Below are 18,244 nucleotides of genomic sequence, written 5' to 3'. Positions count from 1 at the left end.
TTACTACTTCCTTTTACCGATAGTTGATGATTCCTCTCAAGTTTTCCATTGATTACAAGGCGCGATAAATCGCCTCAAGGTCCTCGATTGTGACAGAACGTGGGTTCCCTGGTGTACAAGCGTCAGCAAGGGCACGTTTTGCCATTTCAGGAATCATTTTCTCAAATTCATGACGATCAATTCCTAACCCTTCAATCGTCATTGGCATCCTCATTTTCTTCGCCAAACTAGTGATGGCATAGTTCAATGCCCGAACGCCATGTGTTGGCGTTGGTCCGTAGAGTCCCAGTAGATTGGCTACTTGTGCATATCGTCTTGTAACAGCTGTTTCTTCCTTCTCTTTTAAAGAGGCGTTGAAGGCAATCACATGTGGAAGGAGCATGGTATTGATACGGCCATGTGGTGCATGGAAGAAAGCTCCTATTGCATGCGAAAGACTGTGACAGATTCCCAAGCCAGCGTTATTAAAGGCAATACCTGCAATCGCTGATGCATTATGCATTTTTTCTCGAGCAAATTGATTTTGACCATTTTGATAGGTTTCAAAAAGATATTTATAACTCAAGGTAATGGCTTTTTCGGCACAAGCATCTGAAAAATCAGTCGCTCCATTTGCCACAATAGCTTCTAAACCATGGGTTAGGACATCCATTCCAGCATCCGCGGTGACAGCTGGTGGAACACTCATAGTGAAGTAAGTATCCAAAATCGCCATATCTGGGACCATGGAGTCATCAATAATGACAAATTTTTCATTTTTTAATGGATCTGAAATAACGGCAAAAGCTGTAATCTCGCTACCACTACCACTTGTTGTTGGAATGGCAATCATTTTTGGCTTAGCCACTTTTTCAGATTCAGTGTAAACTTTCAGAACTGCCTTAGTTGAATCAAGGGCTGACCCGCCACCTAAAGCAACGACAATATCTGGTTTAAATTCTTTGATTTCTGAAACACTTTCAGCAATCACTTCAATGGTAGGATTTGGGACAACCTTGGAAAAGACTTTTGTCTCCGCGCCTGCTTTCATTAGTTCTTTCAAAACCGCCTCTACCATGCGACTTTGTGCCATAAAGGGATCACAGATGATATAGGCTTTTTTGACAGTTAATTTCGAAAGCTCTTCTGTGGAATGATGTCCCATGATAAATTTAGGTCCTACGCTAAATTCTTGTGTTTTCATATCATTCCTTCTTCAATAAGACTTATAGTGTGTAAGAGTTGTTGACAGTGCGCATCATTTTCTAAATCTAGCACTTGGATGCGTTCAATCTTTGCTTCTTCTAATTCACTCCGACAGCGTTTAATGTCCTCAAAAGTGTGGCACCCTTGCTTTGTCAATATAATCCCAACAATCGGTATGCGAAACACTTTTGCAAAATTAGGAGAGTAAATTCGAAAGGATTGTTCGGGCGACAACAACATTAAGATAGCGCTTGCATTTTGTTGTGTAGCAATAATATGCTTCAGCATCCCCGAGCCTCTTAGATAGGAACTCGGTACTTGAATGGTCTTATCAAGGTAAACCATCGACTGCACAGGAGGAATCTGTTTGCCTTCCTCTAGTAATGCGACAAGTTTTTTTTTATCTTGGTCATTCGGACCAATCAACATCATGCGCTTCTTCATGATTGCGTCACATTCACAACTGAAAACTCCAGTTGCTCTTTGAAATAATCTAGAATCGATTGCAAAGCTGTTTTAACACTCTGCACATCTCCACTAAACATCACCGAACCGGTAAATCGATCGACAAAGCAAATATCCACATCTGCTGCTTTTCCTGCAATGTCTGCTGCAATGATGGCCGTTTCATAGGGGGTTAAGGCAAGAATTCCAATCGCCCCTAACTCTTCAACTCCTAAACTTTGGTAAACAGCCTGGATGGGCGCAGCAATCAGATGCGCTAAGGTAATCTGCTTTCCTGGAACGGATTCTTGAATAATCCGCTCAATCTTTCCAATTCCCTCTATCAAGACTGCACCTCCTTTTGTTCCGTATTAGTGTTTGACAACTGTTACTGGAAAATCATAGGCTAAAATATAGGATTCAATTCGGTCCAAATCATATTGGCTAAGTGATGGATCCCCTTCGATTTGGTATTCCAATCCTAGCTGATGGTATTTATTAACCCCTAATTTATGATATGGTAATAGGTCAATTCCTTGGAAATTACTATAATCCTTGTAAGGAAGGAGAAATTCAATAATCGCTTGGATTTCTTCTTGGCTATCATTGATTCCCTTCAGCATTGGCATGCGAATTTTAATATTATAACCTGATTCAATGACGTATTTGAGATTGGTCAGAATGCGTTCATTTCCAACCCCTGTCCATTCATTGTGCTTCTTCGAATCCATATGCTTCATGTCAAAGAGGAAGAGGTCTACATACGGTGCGACTGCTTGGAATACTTTGTTTGGTACATGACCAGCCGTTTCCACAGCCGTGTTAAGCCCGTCTTCTTTGCAAGCCCGTAATAAAGCGATAGCGCCTTCTGGCTGAGCCAGACACTCACCACCTGACAAGGTCACTCCTCCGCCTGACATGTCATAAAAAGCATCGTCTTCGTGAATGATGGACATGAGTTCAGAAATCGTTTTGGATTCACCCGCGACAGTCAGAGCACCCTCAGGACAACCCTTGATATCTTCCTTTGTAGGAAGGCGTTTTTTGTACTTGCGGATATCAATTGGATGCTCCTTGTCAGCGTAGTCAAAAGGAATAGGGTTTTCTTGATTTCTATAGGAAAAACAGATTTGACCAAGTGGACAAGTTGCCGCACACGAGTTATACGGCTTGCATAAGGTTTCTTTGTACATGACATTGGAACCAAACTCAAGCCCTTCTGGATTGGCACACCACTTGCAACGCATCGGACAGCCTTTGAAAAACACAATGGTTCTAATCCCAGGGCCGTCATAAAGATTGTATTTTTGGACATTGAATACATTAATTCGTGTCTCATGTTTCTTCTTCTGCATTCCCATCACTACTTCCTAACCATCATTCTCGTCACTTTTCCAGCAACGACTTCTTATTCACTAAAATTTTGTCAATACAGTACGTGAAATAATTTCATCCTGTACATCTTTACACAATTCAACGAAGAAGGCACTGTATCCAGCTACACGTACAATCAAATCACGATAATTTTCTGGATGTTTTTGTGCATCAATCAAAATTGAGTTGTCTAAGTAGTTGAATTGCATTTCACCATTTCCGAGAATACTTGCTGTTCTCAAGAGAGTAATCAAACTTTCTTCCCCTTGTGGTGTATCGAGCAAACCAGCCATAATCTTGAAGTTATGTACCATACCAATGTTCATATTTTCATTGGCCATCTTAGATACAGACTTGATAATCGCTGTTGGGCCTTTTGTATCCATACCATGGTCTGGAGAGATACCATCTGACAATGGTGCCCAAGCACGGCGACCTGAAGCAGATGCCCCTGTAATTTGACCAAGTGGTGTATTGTTTGAAATAGACAAAGTACCGTGACTCAAGATAGAGTACAATGTCTTGTATTTACGGTGTTCTTCTTCTGTAAATTCGATGATATCAGATGCAAAGTAATCTACATAGTCATCGTCATTACCATATTTTGGTGCTGCCAAGCAGTCTGCTCTGATTTGTTCATAGCCTTCAAAATCAGCTACCAATGCTTTGTTCAATTCTTCAAGAGTATATTTCTTATCTTCAAAGACTAATTTCTTGATAGCAGCCATTGAGTCTGCGTAGTTTGCCAAACCTGACCAAACAACACCTGGACCGAAGTTATACATCGCACCACCAGATTTCACACCACGACCATTTTCCATCGTACCTTCGTACATCATAGACATCAATGGAACCGGTGCCAATTCGCGTTGCACACGTTGTGAAATGACAGTCATCACAGAAGTCCATTTTGTTACATACTTGATAGTTTCTTTAACTGCTGCTTCAAATTCTTCAAAGGTCTTGTATTGATCAAGTGGTCCCATGTCTGGTGTTACAGGTTTACCATACCAGAGTGGTACACCACGGTTAAGAGTTGTTTCAATCAAGATTGGCCATTGTGTATATGAAGTAGATGTCCATTGGTAGAGACGGCCTGATTTTTGTGGTTCAACACATCCCATCAAACAGTAGTCACGCGCATCTTCCATGGATACACCTTTTGCCAGCATCATCTTGATATGGCTATCATCGAAGTGGCAAGCAGGGAATCCGACACCCGCACGAACAACATCTACAATTTTCTTCAAGTATTTACGAGGAGATTTGTTATTGATACGTGTTGCAAGGGTTGGTTGGTATACTTTCACGTGACGAATAGCATCCATCAAGAGGTAAGTCAAGTCATTTGTCGCATCACGACCTTCACGTGTTACACCACCCACACACATGTTTACGAATGGTTGGTAACCTGCGAAGAACTTAGAAGAACCTTCTGATGTCAACCACATCATTTCTGACATCTTAATGAACATAGAACCAGCAATTTCAAATGCTTGGAAATCTGTCATACGGCCTTCTTCGATATCTTTCTTGTAGAATGGATACATGTATTGGTCCACACGACCGATAGACAAACCTGTTTGGTTTTCTTCACAAAGAAGCAAGTGTTGGATGGTTACCAAATATTGCATTGCTTCCCAGAAAGTTTCTGGTTTATGAGCTGGTACATTCGCATTGACACGAGAAATCATTTCCAATTCTGCTTTGCGTTTTGGATCTGTTTCCTTGCTTGCCAATTGAGCTGCATAATCAGACATACGCTGTGCGTAAATCATGACACCTTCTGCTGTCAAGATTTGTCCTTTATAAAAGTAAATCTTTTCAAGGTCATCTGGATTTGCATAATCCAATTCTGCCAAGTGAGCCTCAGCTTCTGCCTTGATATCGAGCATCCCTTTCTTCATACCAACAACGTCGTAACCTGGGTTGGAGTCACCACCACCAGATTGTGCGTGGTAAGAACAGTCTGATACAAAAGATTCACCAGACAATTCCCAAGCACCTGCTTCACGGTATTGAGATTCACACGCTTCATCAACAGATTTACCTGTCCAATATGGGAAGATTTCTTCTACTAAGATTTTCTTGTCTTCTTCTGACAAATCATATGGGTCTTGTGGACGAGTAGATACTGTGTCTAATTCATCACGCAACCAACGCCATGAAATATCTGGTGAGAAGGCACCCCAACGTGGACCACCATTTGGTGCACCAACCAAGAGTTCGTGATCTTGGATAACCAGTGGTGCAATTTTACAAAATTCTTTAAAGGCTGTACCACGAAGAACAGCTTTTGGCATTCCTTCATTTTCTTTTGACACACGTGTCAAGTTAATGGCACGAAGCAAAGAAATTGTTGGACGTGCATGGAGGTATTGGTTTTTCAAAGCTTGCAAACGAGGTGTGATGCCATCAGGCACTTCTGTTCCTTCGCTGACCAATACTGGTGCTGATTTTACTTCTGGTTTTTTAATATCTTCTGAAACACTTTGGAAAATTTTTACGAGCGACGCACGTTCTGCTTCGCTAAGCTGTTTTGTAGCCGCTTCCAATTTGGCTGTAAATTCATTCATATCCATAGGTATTCTTTCCTCTCTTTGTTATATAGAACTGCAGACATTTTATGTGGAATGAACTCCCATCTGCTCGGACTATACATTTTATGTCTTGTCCCCTTACTCAAAACCTACTTGACGAGTATAAGTCAGGTGTCTTGGAGTAATATTTTCTGAACGGTTCCCACGTCCTGTGGTAATACCGCCCAATATCAATGACGGTGCAAAACTCGATTTGACACCCGTCGCAGTACAAGCTGTCGGTGCATTGACAACAATTCGTCCAACAGCTTTGACCATTGCAAACTCTTTGATGACTTTCCAGTCTGCTGAGTGAATCGTCAAGGTATGTCCCATCCGTAACTCTGATAAAATGCTCATACATTTGACGCAAGCCAAAGTCCAATCAGGCTCACGATACAAAACGATAATCGGACAAAGTAACTTTTTATTGAAAAAGTCTTCATCGTTCATATATTCTTGTACTGAAACGAGAACTTGCGTATCTTCTGGAACAGCAATACCAGCCATTTTTGCTAGCCAAATAGCTGATTTTCCATGATAACTATTGATTATATTTTTTTCAGAAGCCTTTAGAAATGCAATTAATTTTGCGGTATCTTCTTCAGTTAAAATATAACCTCCGTTGGCTTCCATAATCTGTTTGATACGGTCAGAGATGATATACTCTGTCACGAGAAATTGCTCAGATCCTGGCAGGATTCCATTGTCAAAACTTCTAGAGTGAAGGACATCTTTGACGGCCTTTTCCAAATCTGCTGTTCGTTCAATAAATACTGGCCCCGAAGATTCTCCTCCATAAATTAGAGGGGTATTCGTCCGGAAGTCATTGTTAATGTATTCTGGACAGCCGATATTGATGAGCAGTGATAATTTATCGCTTAGTAATAACTCTGAAACACCAGCGTCATTTGCTGTCTCAGCCAGTGAAAGACTACCTTCGGGATATCCCATGTCATCTAACATCTCTAGCAATTTTCCAATCGCATCAATCGTTGATTGTTTAGTGGATTGATTGGCAACGAGTACCATCGCATTACCAGATTTGATAGCCAGTAATAACAAATTGACCAGCAGGGTATAGGTTGGATAGGCAGGTAACAAAACACCTACCACACCTAAAGGAACCCCGATTTCAATCACTTTTTCCTCGCTACTACCTGCAATAATTCCAGTAAACACTTCCTTTTGTATGGTTTCATCAAAGCGTTTTAGAAATTCTTGGCACAGGAACCATTCATCCTCTTCATTACCAAACTGATTTTTGGCAACGAATTCCTTGATGGCTGCCGGCCCATCTCTTTTAACACGCTGTATCAAAGTGGCGCTATACTGATCCAAGTCAGCCTGAGTTAATTTTTGTAATTGAGCAAAAGCAGTTTGAGCATTCAAGAGTAAGTTTCGGATTTCTTGGATAGATGCTAAATCTTTGTCAATATACAACATACTCTACACACTTTCTTATGCTTCGGCTTCTGGACTTTCTGGTAATAGAACGGACAATGAGTAACGATCAATAATTTTGCTAAGATCTTCGTGTGGCCCTGGAATAACAACATGGCTGTATACTTCAGCGCCCATTGTTTCCACAGCTTTCACACCAGCGTCTACGGCTGTTTTGCAGGCTTCTGTTTCACCCTGAACAATGACAGAGATATAACCAGAAGCAACGTTTTCATAACCAACAACTTCTACTTCAGAGGCTTTTACCATGGCATCTGCTGCTTCCAAAGCAAAGACTAAACCAAATGTTTCAATCGCCCCAATTGCTTGATATCTTTTCACGGTATTCTCCTTTATATCTAGTTGTCAATATCGTGTACTGACACAATATCTCCGACGCTTGGGATTGGTCTTGGCATCACATTATGCGCAGTCAATTTACCAATCGCTGCAGCGGCAGCTGCCCCGGCTTCAACAGAAGCACGAACAGCAGCTACGTCGCCGACAACCATGACGGTTACGAGAGTTGAGCCGACATTTTCATAGGATACTAGTTTGACATCGCTGGCTTTCAGCATCTTGTCACATGCTTCCATCGCAGGTACTAGTCCTACAGTTTCGACTAAGCCCAAGGCTTGTCCACCATAATATCTCATTGAACATTCCTCCAATTATCTTTTATGTTCTGCTGAAATGTATTTCTTCACGGCATCTAAGCCGTCAGCGTTAATTTTGTACAATACTCTTAATTGTTGGCTTTCATCCAAATCATAGCCTACTTGCTCCACATATCCATTGCACTCTAAGGACATGAGGTGCTCAATGAACAGTGGAACTGTAAATTGTTTTTCACTGCCATACTGTGATTTCAAGGCATCCATCACTTGATGAACATCCGCCTCTTCTACTGTACTCATGTAATTCAAAACAGCTGTTCTTGCTGGTAATAGACCCATTTCTTACACCTCACTCTTTCTAAATAAATCCAATGGATTTGTTGTCACAATGATTGCTCCTAGGATAACAATGATCGAACCAATTGCAATAGTTGGTGTCAATGCTTGTCCCAAGAAGAGGATACTGAAGAATACTCCCCAGAAAGCATAGGTAATGTTCAATGACATACCAATTGCTGTACCAACCATGGCATTTGACTGATACCAAGTTGTGTAAGAGATTCCGACCAGAGTTCCTGATACTAATAAGAGAACCATTGGAAGAGGAGCTGTAATCAATTGAGTAAACAAACCAGTTGCACCAATCATTGGTACAATGATGACCATTTGAATCAAGCCAGATACGATTTGACGAAGCGTAACAGCCACTTCTGAATCCAACATAGCACCACCAAAGCTTGAAATCGTTCCCTCAAGTCCCCAACAAATAGCCGCAAAAACTGCTAGGATAATTCCTAATGTAAAGTTTGTTGCACCTTCTGGTTTTACCAAGTTCAGGATAACCGCACCTGCTACACAAAGGAGCATCCCTGCTCCAACACGAGGAGTGATTTTTTGTTTCAAGAAGATAGCTGCAAACAAAGCACCGAAAGCTGCCGTTGTTGCAGACACTGGAATGGCAAACGCACCTGCAAGTGATAAACCTACAAGGTAGGCACCGTTCGCGATTGGACCACCCAAGATAAATCCAAATAACATAATCTTCCCTGGTTTGGTCGCTAAGCTTCTACCTAGTTCTTTAAACTTGCCTGTACGGATAACATTTGCTAGCAAGACGCATCCACCAAGAAAGTCATTGAGTCCTCCCATCACAAAGGGGGCTGCAAAAATCCCTACGGCTGACTTAATGGGGTCAAACCCACTGATAATCATGACTACGAAGGAATACAGGCCATAAAACAAGCCTGAAATAATCCCACTTCGAATCCCAATCGACTGGAATTTCTTGGTCAATGCTGCCATTTGTTGATCTGCTGTCCCGTGATTTCCACTATTCATATTTTGTCCCATGGAAAAACTACTCCTTCTTCATTGATTTATTTTTTTGCTGGTAAAATGCTTTCCACTTCTGAGTGTGGACGTGGAATCACATGAACAGATACCAACTCACCAACTCGTTGCGCTGCTGCTGCTCCAGCATCCGTTGACGCTTTCACCGCACCTACATCTCCACGGACCAAAACCGTCACCAATCCGCCTCCGACGAACTCCTTACCGACCAAGGTCACATTTGCCGCCTTGACCATCGCATCGGCTGCCTCAATTGAGCCGATCAAACCTTTTGTTTCAATCATTCCTAATGCTTCAGAACTCATGATACAATCCTCCTTTTTAAAAATTTTTTTCAAAAAATAAAATTAGAGATTTTCTAATAAATCCTCTTTCACTTGTGTAAGTTTACTATAAATAACAAGTGTTATTATTTAAATTGTAAACCCTTCCATTACGATAAAGTCAACATTTTTTTGAAAAATTTTTTTCTTGTGATTTTCTATACAATTTAAGAATTTTGAGTTCCTTTTTTCTAATGAAAAAAATATAGATTGAATTTTCTGAACAATTAACTTATTTTAGCTTCAAAAAACTTTTCCCCAAGGGGTAAGTTTTAAAAGAATTGGTATTTTCTATTTGTATGCAAAAAAACTGGAAACATTTCCAGCTTTTTTAAGATATTTATAAAAATGAAACTAATCAGTTAATTTTCCTAAAAAAATCAATACTTCAGAAACCTCATTCTATCCTTGCCTCCAACTTTTCCTTCACGCGTTCTGCTACTTGATAAGGGACTCCAGCTTCAGCGATTTCTGTCACGCTCGCTTCCTGTATGGCTGTGACGGAATTGAAGTGTTTCAGAAGCAACTGCTTCCGTTTTGGCCCCAACCCCTCGATACCATCTAACTTGGATGAAAAACTATTCTTGCTACGGACTTGTCGGTGGAAGGTAATCGCAAAGCGGTGCACTTCATCCTGGATGCGTTGTAGAAGGAAAAATTCCTGTGAATTACGTTCCAGTTCAACCACTTCTAAAGGATTGCCAAAGAGTAATTCGTGCGTCTGGTGTTTGTCATTTTTCTGCAAACCAGCGATAGGAATATAGTCCATCCCCAAGCGTTTCAAGCTATCCAGCGCAGCATTGACCTGACCCTGCCCACCATCGATGATAATTAAATCAGGCTCAGGCAAATGCTCCCGCTTCACTCGACTGTATCTGCGGTAAATGACCTCCCGCATACTGGCATAGTCATCTGGGCCATCAACTGTCTTAATCTTGTACTTGCGATAGTTGTTCTTGCTAGGACGACCGTCGACAAAGACCACCATGGCAGAAACTGGACTGGTTCCCATGATATTGGAATTATCAAAAGCCTCAATCCGGCGAAGCTTCCCAAGTCCCAATTCTTTCCCCAAGTCTGTCATAGCACCATGCGTTTTCTTGAGGTCTTTTTCCAGTAAATCAAATTTCTGCTCAAGACTGACTCGCGCATTTTTAGTAGCGAGATTAACCAACTGCTTCTTCTCACCACGTTGTGGCTTGACGACCTTTGTCGGCACCAACGCCTTAACGGCTTCTTCATCAATATCCTGCGGGATAAAAATCTCATTTGGGACTAAGTGCTGCTGGTCTCGATAAAATTGCCCGATGTAGGTCAAAAAATCCTCATCCGCATCGTTATAGTAAGGGAAAAGATTGACATTTCGCTCAATAAGCTTGCCCTGACGGACAAAAAAAACCTGCACACACATCCAGCCCTTATCTACATAGTAGCCAAAAACATCTCGATTCTGCAAATCATGTGCCATGACACGTTGCTTGGTTCTTAGAGTAGAAATAGACTGTAATAAATCACGGTACTCAGCAGCGCGTTCAAATTCCATGGCACTGGCTGCCATTTGCATTTTTTCCTTGAGTTGACGAACAATCTTGTCATCCTGTCCATTCAAAAAGTGGCTGACCTCTGTCGCCATCTGAGCGTAGTCTTCTCGACTAGGCATATGGTCGCCATGTGCTAGACATTGCCCCAAGTGGTAATAGAGGCAGAATTTATTTTCAGGCAACTTGCACTTACGAAATGGATAGAGCCGCTCCAAGAGTTTCAAGGTCTGATTCGCCGCATTGACGTCAGGATAGGGACCAAAATACTGTCCTCCATCCTTTCTGACCTGTCGGGTAATGATGAGACGAGGATGGCGTTCATTGGTAATCTTGATAAAAGGATAAGACTTATCATCCTTGAGCATGATGTTAAACTTGGGCTTATTTTCCTGAATGAGATTAATCTCTAGAAGCAAAGCCTCAATATTGGACTCCGTCACGATGAACTCAAAATCAGCAATCTCAGACACTAACAGTTCCGTCTTGGTATCATGACTTCCACGGAAATAAGACCGCACCCGATTCCGCAGATTTTTCGCCTTACCGACGTAGATAATCTGTCCAGCTTTATTCTTATGAAGATAGCAACCTGGGCTATCTGGAAGTAATTCTAACTTGTGTTTGATGATGTCATTCATAGGTTTATTATAACAGAAAAAGCAAGAAAATCTTGCTTTTAGCATTTTTCAAGTATCTTAAGAAAACCACTATAATCCATAATCGTATAGGTCGGTTGAATGACTGATCCATTTTTTATACCAGCGGGATTATACCACACTGTATCAATCCCCGCATTGATGCCACCTTGAATATCAGCCGTCAAACTATCCCCAATCATAAGAGCTCTGCTATGGTCAAACCCCTCCACTGCACGCGCAATATAATCGTAAAATTCCTTTTGTGGTTTGTGGAGGCCGACTTCGTCTGAGATAAAGACCTGCTCAAAGTAAGGAGACAGCCCTGATTGCGCCAAACGACCCTTCTGGATAAAAGTCACTCCATTAGTCGCTCCAAAAATACGATACCCCTTCTGTGTTAAAGTTTCTAAAAAGTTTGGAACGCCATCAAAAAACTGCCCCTGCTGACTAAGATGATGTTGGTAACGCTCCGCAAAAGCTGCTCCGTCCACCTCTTGGTCGAAGTGGGCAAATAAGCGTGAAAAACGTGTACGAATGAGCTCTGGTTTACTGATTTTCCCAGCCGTCAAATCCTCCCACATGGCCTTATTCATCGGCACATAGTAATCTTTATAGGCTTGAATAGCTGTCACACCAGCTTCTTTTAATAACAGTTCCAAAGCCACATCTTCTGCCAAGGCAAAATCAAGTAACGTGTGGTCAAGGTCGAATAGTAGGAATTTGTAGGACATTGTGAGGTTTTCCTTTCTGAAGTTAGGTGCTAACAACTAGTTTTAAATCCCTCTCATTATATCATAATATCAAGCAAGTAGTTGTTTCAAAATTAACTGCCTCTAATCCACTACCTCTTGTTGTATCCTTGATTCTATGTACAAATGTACTAATTGTCATGCTTGATGGCTCATTTGGCTGTCTTACCAAGTGCCCAACAAGGCTTGCATGGCAAGACTGACACAGGTAATGGCAATCCAGCATGCTGCTCCAACGCCAATGGCTTGGCCACCTGTTTTGACCAATTTGACAATATCTGTATTAAGACCAATTGCTCCCATCGCCATCACAATAAAGAATTTTGAGAGAACCTTCAATTGACTAAAAATCGCAACATCTACGTGCAATGCACTTGCTACCGTCGTTAAAACAGAGGCCAACATAAAGTACAGCAAAAACATTGGAAAAGCTCGTTTTAAACTAAAGGTTGATTGGGTAATGCCACCATGCTTAGAAGAATGGTAACTTCTATACAGAGACAGGCCTAAAGTAATCGGAATGATTGCTAACGTTCGGGTTAATTTGACAATGGTTGCTCCGTCAAGGGTATTGCTGTGGTGAATTGCATCCCAGGCTGTCGCTGTTGCAGTGACTGATGATGTGTCATTAACAGCTGTTCCAGCGAACAAGGCAAAACCATGATTAGAAAGGCCTATCAAATCGCCTAAGGTTGGGAAAATGAGTGCAGCCAAAATGTTAAACAGAAAAATAACAGAGATGGCTTTAGCAACTTCGTCATCTTTAGCTTCAATGACAGGAGCTGTTGCAGCAATAGCAGAGCCTCCACAGATAGAGGAGCCAACCCCTACCAATGTGGCGGTATTCACATCTAATTTTAGCCACTTTTGCAATTCATAGGCCACAAGTAAGGACGTCGCAATTGTACTAATGATAATAGGGAGAGAACGAATCCCTACCGACATAACCTGTGATAAATTTAAACCAAATCCTAGCAACACAACTGCAGCTTGTAAAATGTATTTAGAAGTAAAGGCAATCCCTGCATTTGTTTGTTCACCATTCTGATAAAATCGTCCTGCCAACATTCCAATGAAGATGGCAAAGACCGGAGCACCGATTAACGGAACCCATTGCCCTAAAAACCATGCTGGCAGGGCTATCAATAAACAAACAAGTATTCCCGGAATTTTTCTTTGTATGTTCGACATAAATGCCTCCTTTTTCTAGTGACCATTATAGACCTTTTTGACGAAAATGTAAAATCCAGCTCCGATTCAAACAAAAAGTGAAGTACCATAATCAAAAACCTCTGAATAGTAAAATCCAGAGGTTTGTAAAATTTGACTGTTTTATACTCAGTCTTTATTCGACATTCGTTAGTACCATCCCAACAATTGATGAACGGTCTCTTCCACTTGAGGAAATAAATGAAAGATGGCCAGCATTACAATTGCAACAGAGAGAATGGCTATCAATAATTTTTTCATAAGATATCCTTTTACTTTATTCTTTCTTTCAGTTTTTCGACAAAAAGATAGGCTGCTGGGCAAAAGAGGGTGTTTTTGATGGTTAAGTGATTGATTTGATAGATTTTCTTCCGATCCGTATGCGGAAAGGCTGCGCAAGCTTTTGGACGAACGTCATAAATATCACAAAGATTATCTGGTCCTAAAAAAGGGCAAGGCATCGATTTGAAAACCTTATCACCATCTTCATCTACCTGCAAATACATTTCTTCAAAGGCAGGCAATTTCATTCGAAAATGCTTGGCAATCCGAGTAATATCTGCTTCGGTAAAGTCTGGTCCCAACGTTTTGCAACAATTGGCACATTCTAAGCAATCAATTTCATTAAATACCTCCGTATGGATTTCCTGCACGATCTTATCCAGATTTTTTGGTGCTTTCTTTTTCAGTCTCGCCAAGAAAATCCGATGTTCCTTCTGCTTTTGTAAAGCCAATTGGCGGTATTGTTCTATGTCCATACACATTCCATCTCACTATCATTTTGTCTTTTTTCATTCTAGCACAGATTATATGGATAATCAAAAACAAACTAGATCTTAGCGACTCTATTTTCCAGCAAAAAAACTCGTGCTTTACACGAGTTTGTCTTTTCATTTCATCCTTCGATTACGAATGATGAAAAAGAGATTAACCCCAACAAGGACTGTCCAGACAACTGCCATAAAATAATTGCCTGACATTAGGTTCGTATAGATACCAAAAGCATAGAGAAGGATAAAGAAAATTCCCATAGCCGTTGATAATTGGAATGGTTTCTCATCTTCTTTTTTTGCCGGCTCTTCCTGCTGACGTATTTCTTTGATTTTTTTCGGCTTCACTGACATTATTTTCTCATTTCTTTACGAATGATTTGGTATAAGACTAGGATTTTTACTCCAGCATTAGAATAACCTAGCTTATTTCTTCTCATCTTCATCCATGGACAAGACACTCAAGAAGGCTTCTTGAGGCACTTCTACGCTACCGATGGCTTTCATCCGTTTCTTACCAGCCTTTTGTTTTTCAAGGAGCTTGCGCTTCCGAGAAACGTCACCACCATAACATTTGGCAAGGACATTCTTCCGAAGGGCCTTGATGTCACTACGAGCCACGATTTTCTGACCGATAGCGGCTTGGATTGGCACTTCAAACTGCTGACGTGGGATGATTTTCTTTAATTTTTCAACAATGAGTTTTCCACGTTCGTAGGCGAAGTCTTTGTGAACAATAAAGCTGAGCGCATCCACTTTATCTCCATTGAGGAGAATATCCATTTTCACCAGTTTAGACTTACGGTATTCTGAAATCTCATAGTCAAAGCTGGCATAACCACGAGTAGAAGATTTCAACTTATCAAAGAAATCAAAGACAATCTCTGCTAGTGGAATTTGGTAGATGACGTTGACCCGATTATCATCGATGTAGTCCATAGTGACAAAGTCACCCCGCTTGCGCTGGGACAATTCCATCACAGCACCTACGTAATCTTGTGGCACAATGATTTGCGCCTTCACATACGGCTCTTCAATCGTATCCACGCGCGTTGGATCTGGGAATTCTGATGGGTTGGACACTTCCAGCATTTCCCCATCTGTCGTATGGACATGGTAGACTACGGACGGTGCCGTCATGATGAGGTCAATGTTAAACTCGCGTTCCAACCGCTCCTGGATAACATCCATGTGGAGCAATCCTAAGAAACCACAACGGAAACCAAAGCCCAAAGCTTGTGACGTTTCAGGTTCAAACTGCAAGCTGGCATCATTGAGTTGCAATTTCTCCAAGGCTTCACGAAGGTCATTGTATTTGTTGGACTCGATTGGATATAGACCCGCAAAGACCATCGGATTCATCTGCTTGTAGCCTGATAGCGGCTCAGATGCAGGATTATCAGCTAATGTAATGGTATCCCCTACACGAGTATCTGCAACTGTCTTGATGGAAGCCGCGATATAGCCAACATCTCCGGTCGCAAGCACATCACGCCCCACTGCCTTTGGAGTGAAAATCCCAACTTCTGTGACATCAAAGGTCTTGCCATTGCTCATCATCTGGATCTTATCGCCTGGCTTTACCATTCCATTGACAATTCGCACCTGCAGGATAACCCCACGATAAGCATCGTAAACAGAGTCAAAAACAAGAGCTTGAAGTGGCGCTTCTACATCTCCAGTCGGAGCTGGTACTAACTCCACAATCTGCTCCAAAATGTCTTCAATACCAATACCTGCTTTTGCAGAAGCCAAGACAGCCTCTGAAGCATCTAGACCAATCACATCCTCAATCTCCTGACGAACCCGTTCTGGATCGGCAGCAGGAAGGTCAATCTTGTTGATGACAGGCAGGATTTCAAGGTCTGCATCCAAAGCTAGGTAAACATTAGCTAGCGTCTGTGCTTCAATCCCCTGCGCAGCATCCACAACCAAGATAGCTCCCTCACAGGCTGCCAAAGAACGCGATACTTCATAGGTGAAGTCCACATGTCCCGGTGTGTCAATCAAGTGGAAAATGTAGGTTTCTCCATCTTTAGCCTTGTAATTCAACTGCACAGCATTGAGCTTAATCGTAATCCCACGCTCACGCTCCAAATCCATGCTATCTAATAGCTGCGCCTGCATTTCACGACTCGATACCGTCTCTGTCTGCTCCAAAATACGGTCAGCCAAGGTCGACTTCCCATGGTCAATATGGGCAATAATAGAGAAGTTCCGAATCTTCTCTTGGCGTTTTTTCAAATCTTCAATCTTCATTTCAGAAATCCTATACATTCAAATTTTCTTACCCTTCATTATACCAAAAAAGCCGACTTTGTGCTCGGCTTTTCTCTGTTCTATTTAGGGTATTTTTCTAAGTCTTCAGCAAGCAAAAAACCAACATCTTTCAGACATTGGTTTTTCATTCTAATTCGCTTCCACTGCATCCACGATTTCAGCAATCAGTTCTTGGTCTGTTAGACCTGTCACTTCTTTGACAACCTCTGATAATGGTTTTTCAGCTAGAAGGGCTTGGAGTTGCACTGACTGTTCATCAGTTTCGTCTTGATAGGCAAAGACATAGGCTACTGTTTGAAGAAGGTATTGGTAAGATAAACCACGTTCTTTCAACTCACGAATTGGACGAATGAAACGCTCATCAAAACCTAATTTACGGATTGGAGTACGAGCGACACGTGTCACTTCGTCCACGATAAATGGATTTTCAAAACGGCTGATAATGACCTTGTGATAGTCCACCAAAGCCGCTTCGTCAAAGCCCCACTTAGCTATCAAGAGGCTACGAATCTCAGCCAAAACAGCTTCAACGTTATTTTTAACAGTAACATTTTGCAAAGCTTCCAAGATAGTCTTCGCTCCGTAGTAAGCACCTGTATAGGCTGATGTCGCGTGTCCTGAGTTAACAGAAAAGAGTTTCCGCTCGATGAAAGGCTCAAGGTCTGTTTCATAGTGTACCTTGTCCAATTTTAATGCAGAGTTTTTCATACGACTGGTTTCTACCACCCACTCGTTGAATGGTTCAACCACTACAAAGAGTGGATCTTCATGACTTTGAGCAGGCACGATACGGTCTACTGCTGCATTTGGGAAGCCAATATATTCTTCAGCAAAAGCCAAGCCAGCTTCTGACAAGTGTTTTTTTACTTCTTCATAGAGGAATTCTGAACCGCCAATCATGTTTTCACAGGCTAAGACATCTAGTGGTGTCGTGTTACCTACTGCCTGACGAGCTTCAATCCCTTGTGCTACTAAACTAGCGATAAAAGGCAAGATAGTTGGTCCAATGGCTGTCGTCACCATATCTGCTTCCGCAATCGCTGCAACAACATCATCGGGATTCTTGGCGTTGTTAATGCCGCGAACACCTGATACAGCGATATGGCGTTGACCTTCCTCTGCGATTTCAATTTCATATGAACCACGCTCGTTTAAAGCATCAATAATTTTCTCATTGACATCCACAAAGGCAATCTCAAAACCATTTTCAAATAAAATTTCACCGATAAATCCACGTCCGATATTACCAGCACCAAAATGAACTGCTTTTTTCATCTGATTTTCTCTCCCTTTCCACTCGAAATTAGTCTACACTATTGAGCAAGGCCACCACTTCATCAACAGATTGCGCATCTGCTAATTTCACAACATTATCTACATCTGCACAGAAGATAGAGATTTTTTGGATGATTTCCAAATGCTCATCACCAAGTCCTGCAATCCCAAAGAGCACTGTCGCCACTTTTGGATTGTCCTCTGTTCCGAAATCCACACCAGCTGGCACTTGGACAATGGTAATCCCTGATGAAAGCACTTCTGTCTTTGCCTCATCTGTACCGTGTGGAATGGCAATAAAGTTGCCCATGTAGACAGATAATTCTTCATTACGTTGGATCATCGCTTCGATATAAGCTTCATTCACATGACCTGCTTCAAATAATTGACGCCCACAATAACGAATTGCTTCTTCCTTTGTCGCAAAGGTCTGGTTCAATTTGATTAGTTCTTTTTGAAATTCCATC

The 18,244-nt window shown here is 41.6% G+C and carries 19 protein-coding genes; all 19 read right to left on the bottom strand.

Going from position 1 to position 18,244, the window contains the following annotated elements:
* Window positions 1–52: 52 nt before the first annotated feature.
* Window positions 53–1,183, bottom strand: coding sequence for a 1-propanol dehydrogenase PduQ (locus A3I9_RS0105460; protein ID WP_018378039.1), 1,131 nt, complete (start codon window positions 1,181–1,183; stop codon window positions 53–55).
* Window positions 1,180–1,617 carry a EutP/PduV family microcompartment system protein gene (locus A3I9_RS0105455; RefSeq protein ID WP_169333648.1) on the bottom strand — a complete coding sequence of 146 codons (438 nt, stop codon included), beginning with the start codon at window positions 1,615–1,617 and terminating at the stop codon, window positions 1,180–1,182. Before A3I9_RS0105455 ends, A3I9_RS0105460 begins: the two co-directional genes overlap by 4 nt.
* An 8-nt stretch (window positions 1,618–1,625) precedes the next feature.
* Window positions 1,626–1,976 carry a BMC domain-containing protein gene (locus A3I9_RS0105450; protein ID WP_018378037.1) on the bottom strand — a complete coding sequence of 117 codons (351 nt, stop codon included), beginning with the start codon at window positions 1,974–1,976 and terminating at the stop codon, window positions 1,626–1,628.
* Between the two features lie 24 nt (window positions 1,977–2,000).
* On the bottom strand, window positions 2,001–2,990 hold the full coding sequence (gene cutD / locus A3I9_RS0105445; protein WP_018378036.1) for a choline TMA-lyase-activating enzyme: 990 nt from the start codon (window positions 2,988–2,990) through the stop codon (window positions 2,001–2,003).
* A gap of 54 nt (window positions 2,991–3,044) precedes the next feature.
* Entirely contained in the window at window positions 3,045–5,585 is a 2,541-nt protein-coding gene (gene cutC, locus A3I9_RS0105440; RefSeq protein WP_018378035.1) for a choline trimethylamine-lyase, read from the bottom strand.
* A 96-nt stretch (window positions 5,586–5,681) separates the two neighbouring features.
* Window positions 5,682–7,028 carry an aldehyde dehydrogenase family protein gene (locus tag A3I9_RS0105435; protein ID WP_018378034.1) on the bottom strand — a complete coding sequence of 449 codons (1,347 nt, stop codon included), beginning with the start codon at window positions 7,026–7,028 and terminating at the stop codon, window positions 5,682–5,684.
* Window positions 7,029–7,043: 15 nt separating this feature from the next.
* The gene (locus tag A3I9_RS0105430; RefSeq protein ID WP_018378033.1) at window positions 7,044–7,367 is read right to left on the bottom strand and encodes a BMC domain-containing protein; all 324 of its coding nucleotides are present in this window, start codon (window positions 7,365–7,367) and stop codon (window positions 7,044–7,046) included.
* Between the two features lie 17 nt (window positions 7,368–7,384).
* Complete coding sequence (locus A3I9_RS0105425) at window positions 7,385–7,681, bottom strand: BMC domain-containing protein (RefSeq protein ID WP_018378032.1); 297 nt, start codon at window positions 7,679–7,681, stop codon at window positions 7,385–7,387.
* Window positions 7,682–7,696: 15 nt separating this feature from the next.
* Window positions 7,697–7,981 (bottom strand): hypothetical protein, encoded by a 285-nt coding sequence (locus A3I9_RS0105420; RefSeq protein WP_018378031.1) that lies wholly within the window; start codon window positions 7,979–7,981, stop codon window positions 7,697–7,699.
* A 3-nt stretch (window positions 7,982–7,984) separates the two neighbouring features.
* On the bottom strand, window positions 7,985–8,992 hold the full coding sequence (locus A3I9_RS0105415) for a DMT family transporter (RefSeq protein WP_018378030.1): 1,008 nt from the start codon (window positions 8,990–8,992) through the stop codon (window positions 7,985–7,987).
* Between the two features lie 26 nt (window positions 8,993–9,018).
* Entirely contained in the window at window positions 9,019–9,297 is a 279-nt protein-coding gene (gene eutM / locus A3I9_RS0105410; protein WP_018378029.1) for an ethanolamine utilization microcompartment protein EutM, read from the bottom strand.
* A 415-nt stretch (window positions 9,298–9,712) separates the two neighbouring features.
* The gene (gene uvrC / locus A3I9_RS0105405) at window positions 9,713–11,494 is read right to left on the bottom strand and encodes an excinuclease ABC subunit UvrC (RefSeq protein WP_018378028.1); all 1,782 of its coding nucleotides are present in this window, start codon (window positions 11,492–11,494) and stop codon (window positions 9,713–9,715) included.
* 38 nt (window positions 11,495–11,532) lie between these two features.
* On the bottom strand, window positions 11,533–12,225 hold the full coding sequence (gene pynA, locus A3I9_RS0105400) for a pyrimidine 5'-nucleotidase PynA (protein WP_018378027.1): 693 nt from the start codon (window positions 12,223–12,225) through the stop codon (window positions 11,533–11,535).
* Between the two features lie 183 nt (window positions 12,226–12,408).
* Window positions 12,409–13,434, bottom strand: a complete 1,026-nt coding sequence (locus A3I9_RS0105395) for a YeiH family protein (RefSeq protein WP_018378026.1) — start codon at window positions 13,432–13,434, stop codon at window positions 12,409–12,411.
* 290 nt (window positions 13,435–13,724) lie between these two features.
* Window positions 13,725–14,210, bottom strand: coding sequence for a YkgJ family cysteine cluster protein (locus A3I9_RS0105390; RefSeq protein ID WP_018378025.1), 486 nt, complete (start codon window positions 14,208–14,210; stop codon window positions 13,725–13,727).
* A 132-nt stretch (window positions 14,211–14,342) separates the two neighbouring features.
* On the bottom strand, window positions 14,343–14,576 hold the full coding sequence (locus A3I9_RS0105385; protein ID WP_018378024.1) for a hypothetical protein: 234 nt from the start codon (window positions 14,574–14,576) through the stop codon (window positions 14,343–14,345).
* Window positions 14,577–14,648: 72 nt separating this feature from the next.
* Window positions 14,649–16,481, bottom strand: a complete 1,833-nt coding sequence (gene lepA / locus A3I9_RS0105380; RefSeq protein WP_026217346.1) for a translation elongation factor 4 — start codon at window positions 16,479–16,481, stop codon at window positions 14,649–14,651.
* Between the two features lie 150 nt (window positions 16,482–16,631).
* Complete coding sequence (locus tag A3I9_RS0105375; protein ID WP_018378022.1) at window positions 16,632–17,777, bottom strand: mannitol-1-phosphate 5-dehydrogenase; 1,146 nt, start codon at window positions 17,775–17,777, stop codon at window positions 16,632–16,634.
* A gap of 28 nt (window positions 17,778–17,805) precedes the next feature.
* On the bottom strand, window positions 17,806–18,243 hold the full coding sequence (locus tag A3I9_RS0105370; protein WP_018378021.1) for a PTS mannitol transporter subunit IIA: 438 nt from the start codon (window positions 18,241–18,243) through the stop codon (window positions 17,806–17,808).
* Between the last annotated feature and the right edge of the window lies 1 nt (window position 18,244).

Source organism: Streptococcus ovis DSM 16829 (genome assembly GCF_000380125.1).
Lineage (GTDB): Bacteria > Bacillota > Bacilli > Lactobacillales > Streptococcaceae > Streptococcus > Streptococcus ovis.
This window is presented reverse-complemented; position numbering and strand designations above follow the sequence as displayed.

What these genes read in the sequence shown, in the direction of transcription:
- lepA (WP_026217346.1), bottom strand. Translation starts at nt 16,481, where the DNA reads ATGAAGATTGAAGATTTGAAAAAACGCCAAGAGAAGATTCGGAACTTC.
- A3I9_RS0105375 (WP_018378022.1), bottom strand. Translation starts at nt 17,777, where the DNA reads ATGAAAAAAGCAGTTCATTTTGGTGCTGGTAATATCGGACGTGGATTT.
- A3I9_RS0105390 (WP_018378025.1), bottom strand. Translation starts at nt 14,210, where the DNA reads ATGGACATAGAACAATACCGCCAATTGGCTTTACAAAAGCAGAAGGAA.
- A3I9_RS0105395 (WP_018378026.1), bottom strand. Translation starts at nt 13,434, where the DNA reads ATGTCGAACATACAAAGAAAAATTCCGGGAATACTTGTTTGTTTATTG.
- A3I9_RS0105425 (WP_018378032.1), bottom strand. Translation starts at nt 7,681, where the DNA reads ATGAGATATTATGGTGGACAAGCCTTGGGCTTAGTCGAAACTGTAGGA.
- cutD (WP_018378036.1), bottom strand. Translation starts at nt 2,990, where the DNA reads ATGGGAATGCAGAAGAAGAAACATGAGACACGAATTAATGTATTCAAT.
- uvrC (WP_018378028.1), bottom strand. Translation starts at nt 11,494, where the DNA reads ATGAATGACATCATCAAACACAAGTTAGAATTACTTCCAGATAGCCCA.
- A3I9_RS0105385 (WP_018378024.1), bottom strand. Translation starts at nt 14,576, where the DNA reads ATGTCAGTGAAGCCGAAAAAAATCAAAGAAATACGTCAGCAGGAAGAG.
- eutM (WP_018378029.1), bottom strand. Translation starts at nt 9,297, where the DNA reads ATGAGTTCTGAAGCATTAGGAATGATTGAAACAAAAGGTTTGATCGGC.
- A3I9_RS0105420 (WP_018378031.1), bottom strand. Translation starts at nt 7,981, where the DNA reads ATGGGTCTATTACCAGCAAGAACAGCTGTTTTGAATTACATGAGTACA.
- A3I9_RS0105370 (WP_018378021.1), bottom strand. Translation starts at nt 18,243, where the DNA reads ATGGAATTTCAAAAAGAACTAATCAAATTGAACCAGACCTTTGCGACA.
- A3I9_RS0105415 (WP_018378030.1), bottom strand. Translation starts at nt 8,992, where the DNA reads ATGGGACAAAATATGAATAGTGGAAATCACGGGACAGCAGATCAACAA.
- A3I9_RS0105460 (WP_018378039.1), bottom strand. Translation starts at nt 1,183, where the DNA reads ATGAAAACACAAGAATTTAGCGTAGGACCTAAATTTATCATGGGACAT.
- A3I9_RS0105435 (WP_018378034.1), bottom strand. Translation starts at nt 7,028, where the DNA reads ATGTTGTATATTGACAAAGATTTAGCATCTATCCAAGAAATCCGAAAC.
- pynA (WP_018378027.1), bottom strand. Translation starts at nt 12,225, where the DNA reads ATGTCCTACAAATTCCTACTATTCGACCTTGACCACACGTTACTTGAT.
- cutC (WP_018378035.1), bottom strand. Translation starts at nt 5,585, where the DNA reads ATGGATATGAATGAATTTACAGCCAAATTGGAAGCGGCTACAAAACAG.
- A3I9_RS0105455 (WP_169333648.1), bottom strand. Translation starts at nt 1,617, where the DNA reads ATGATGTTGATTGGTCCGAATGACCAAGATAAAAAAAAACTTGTCGCA.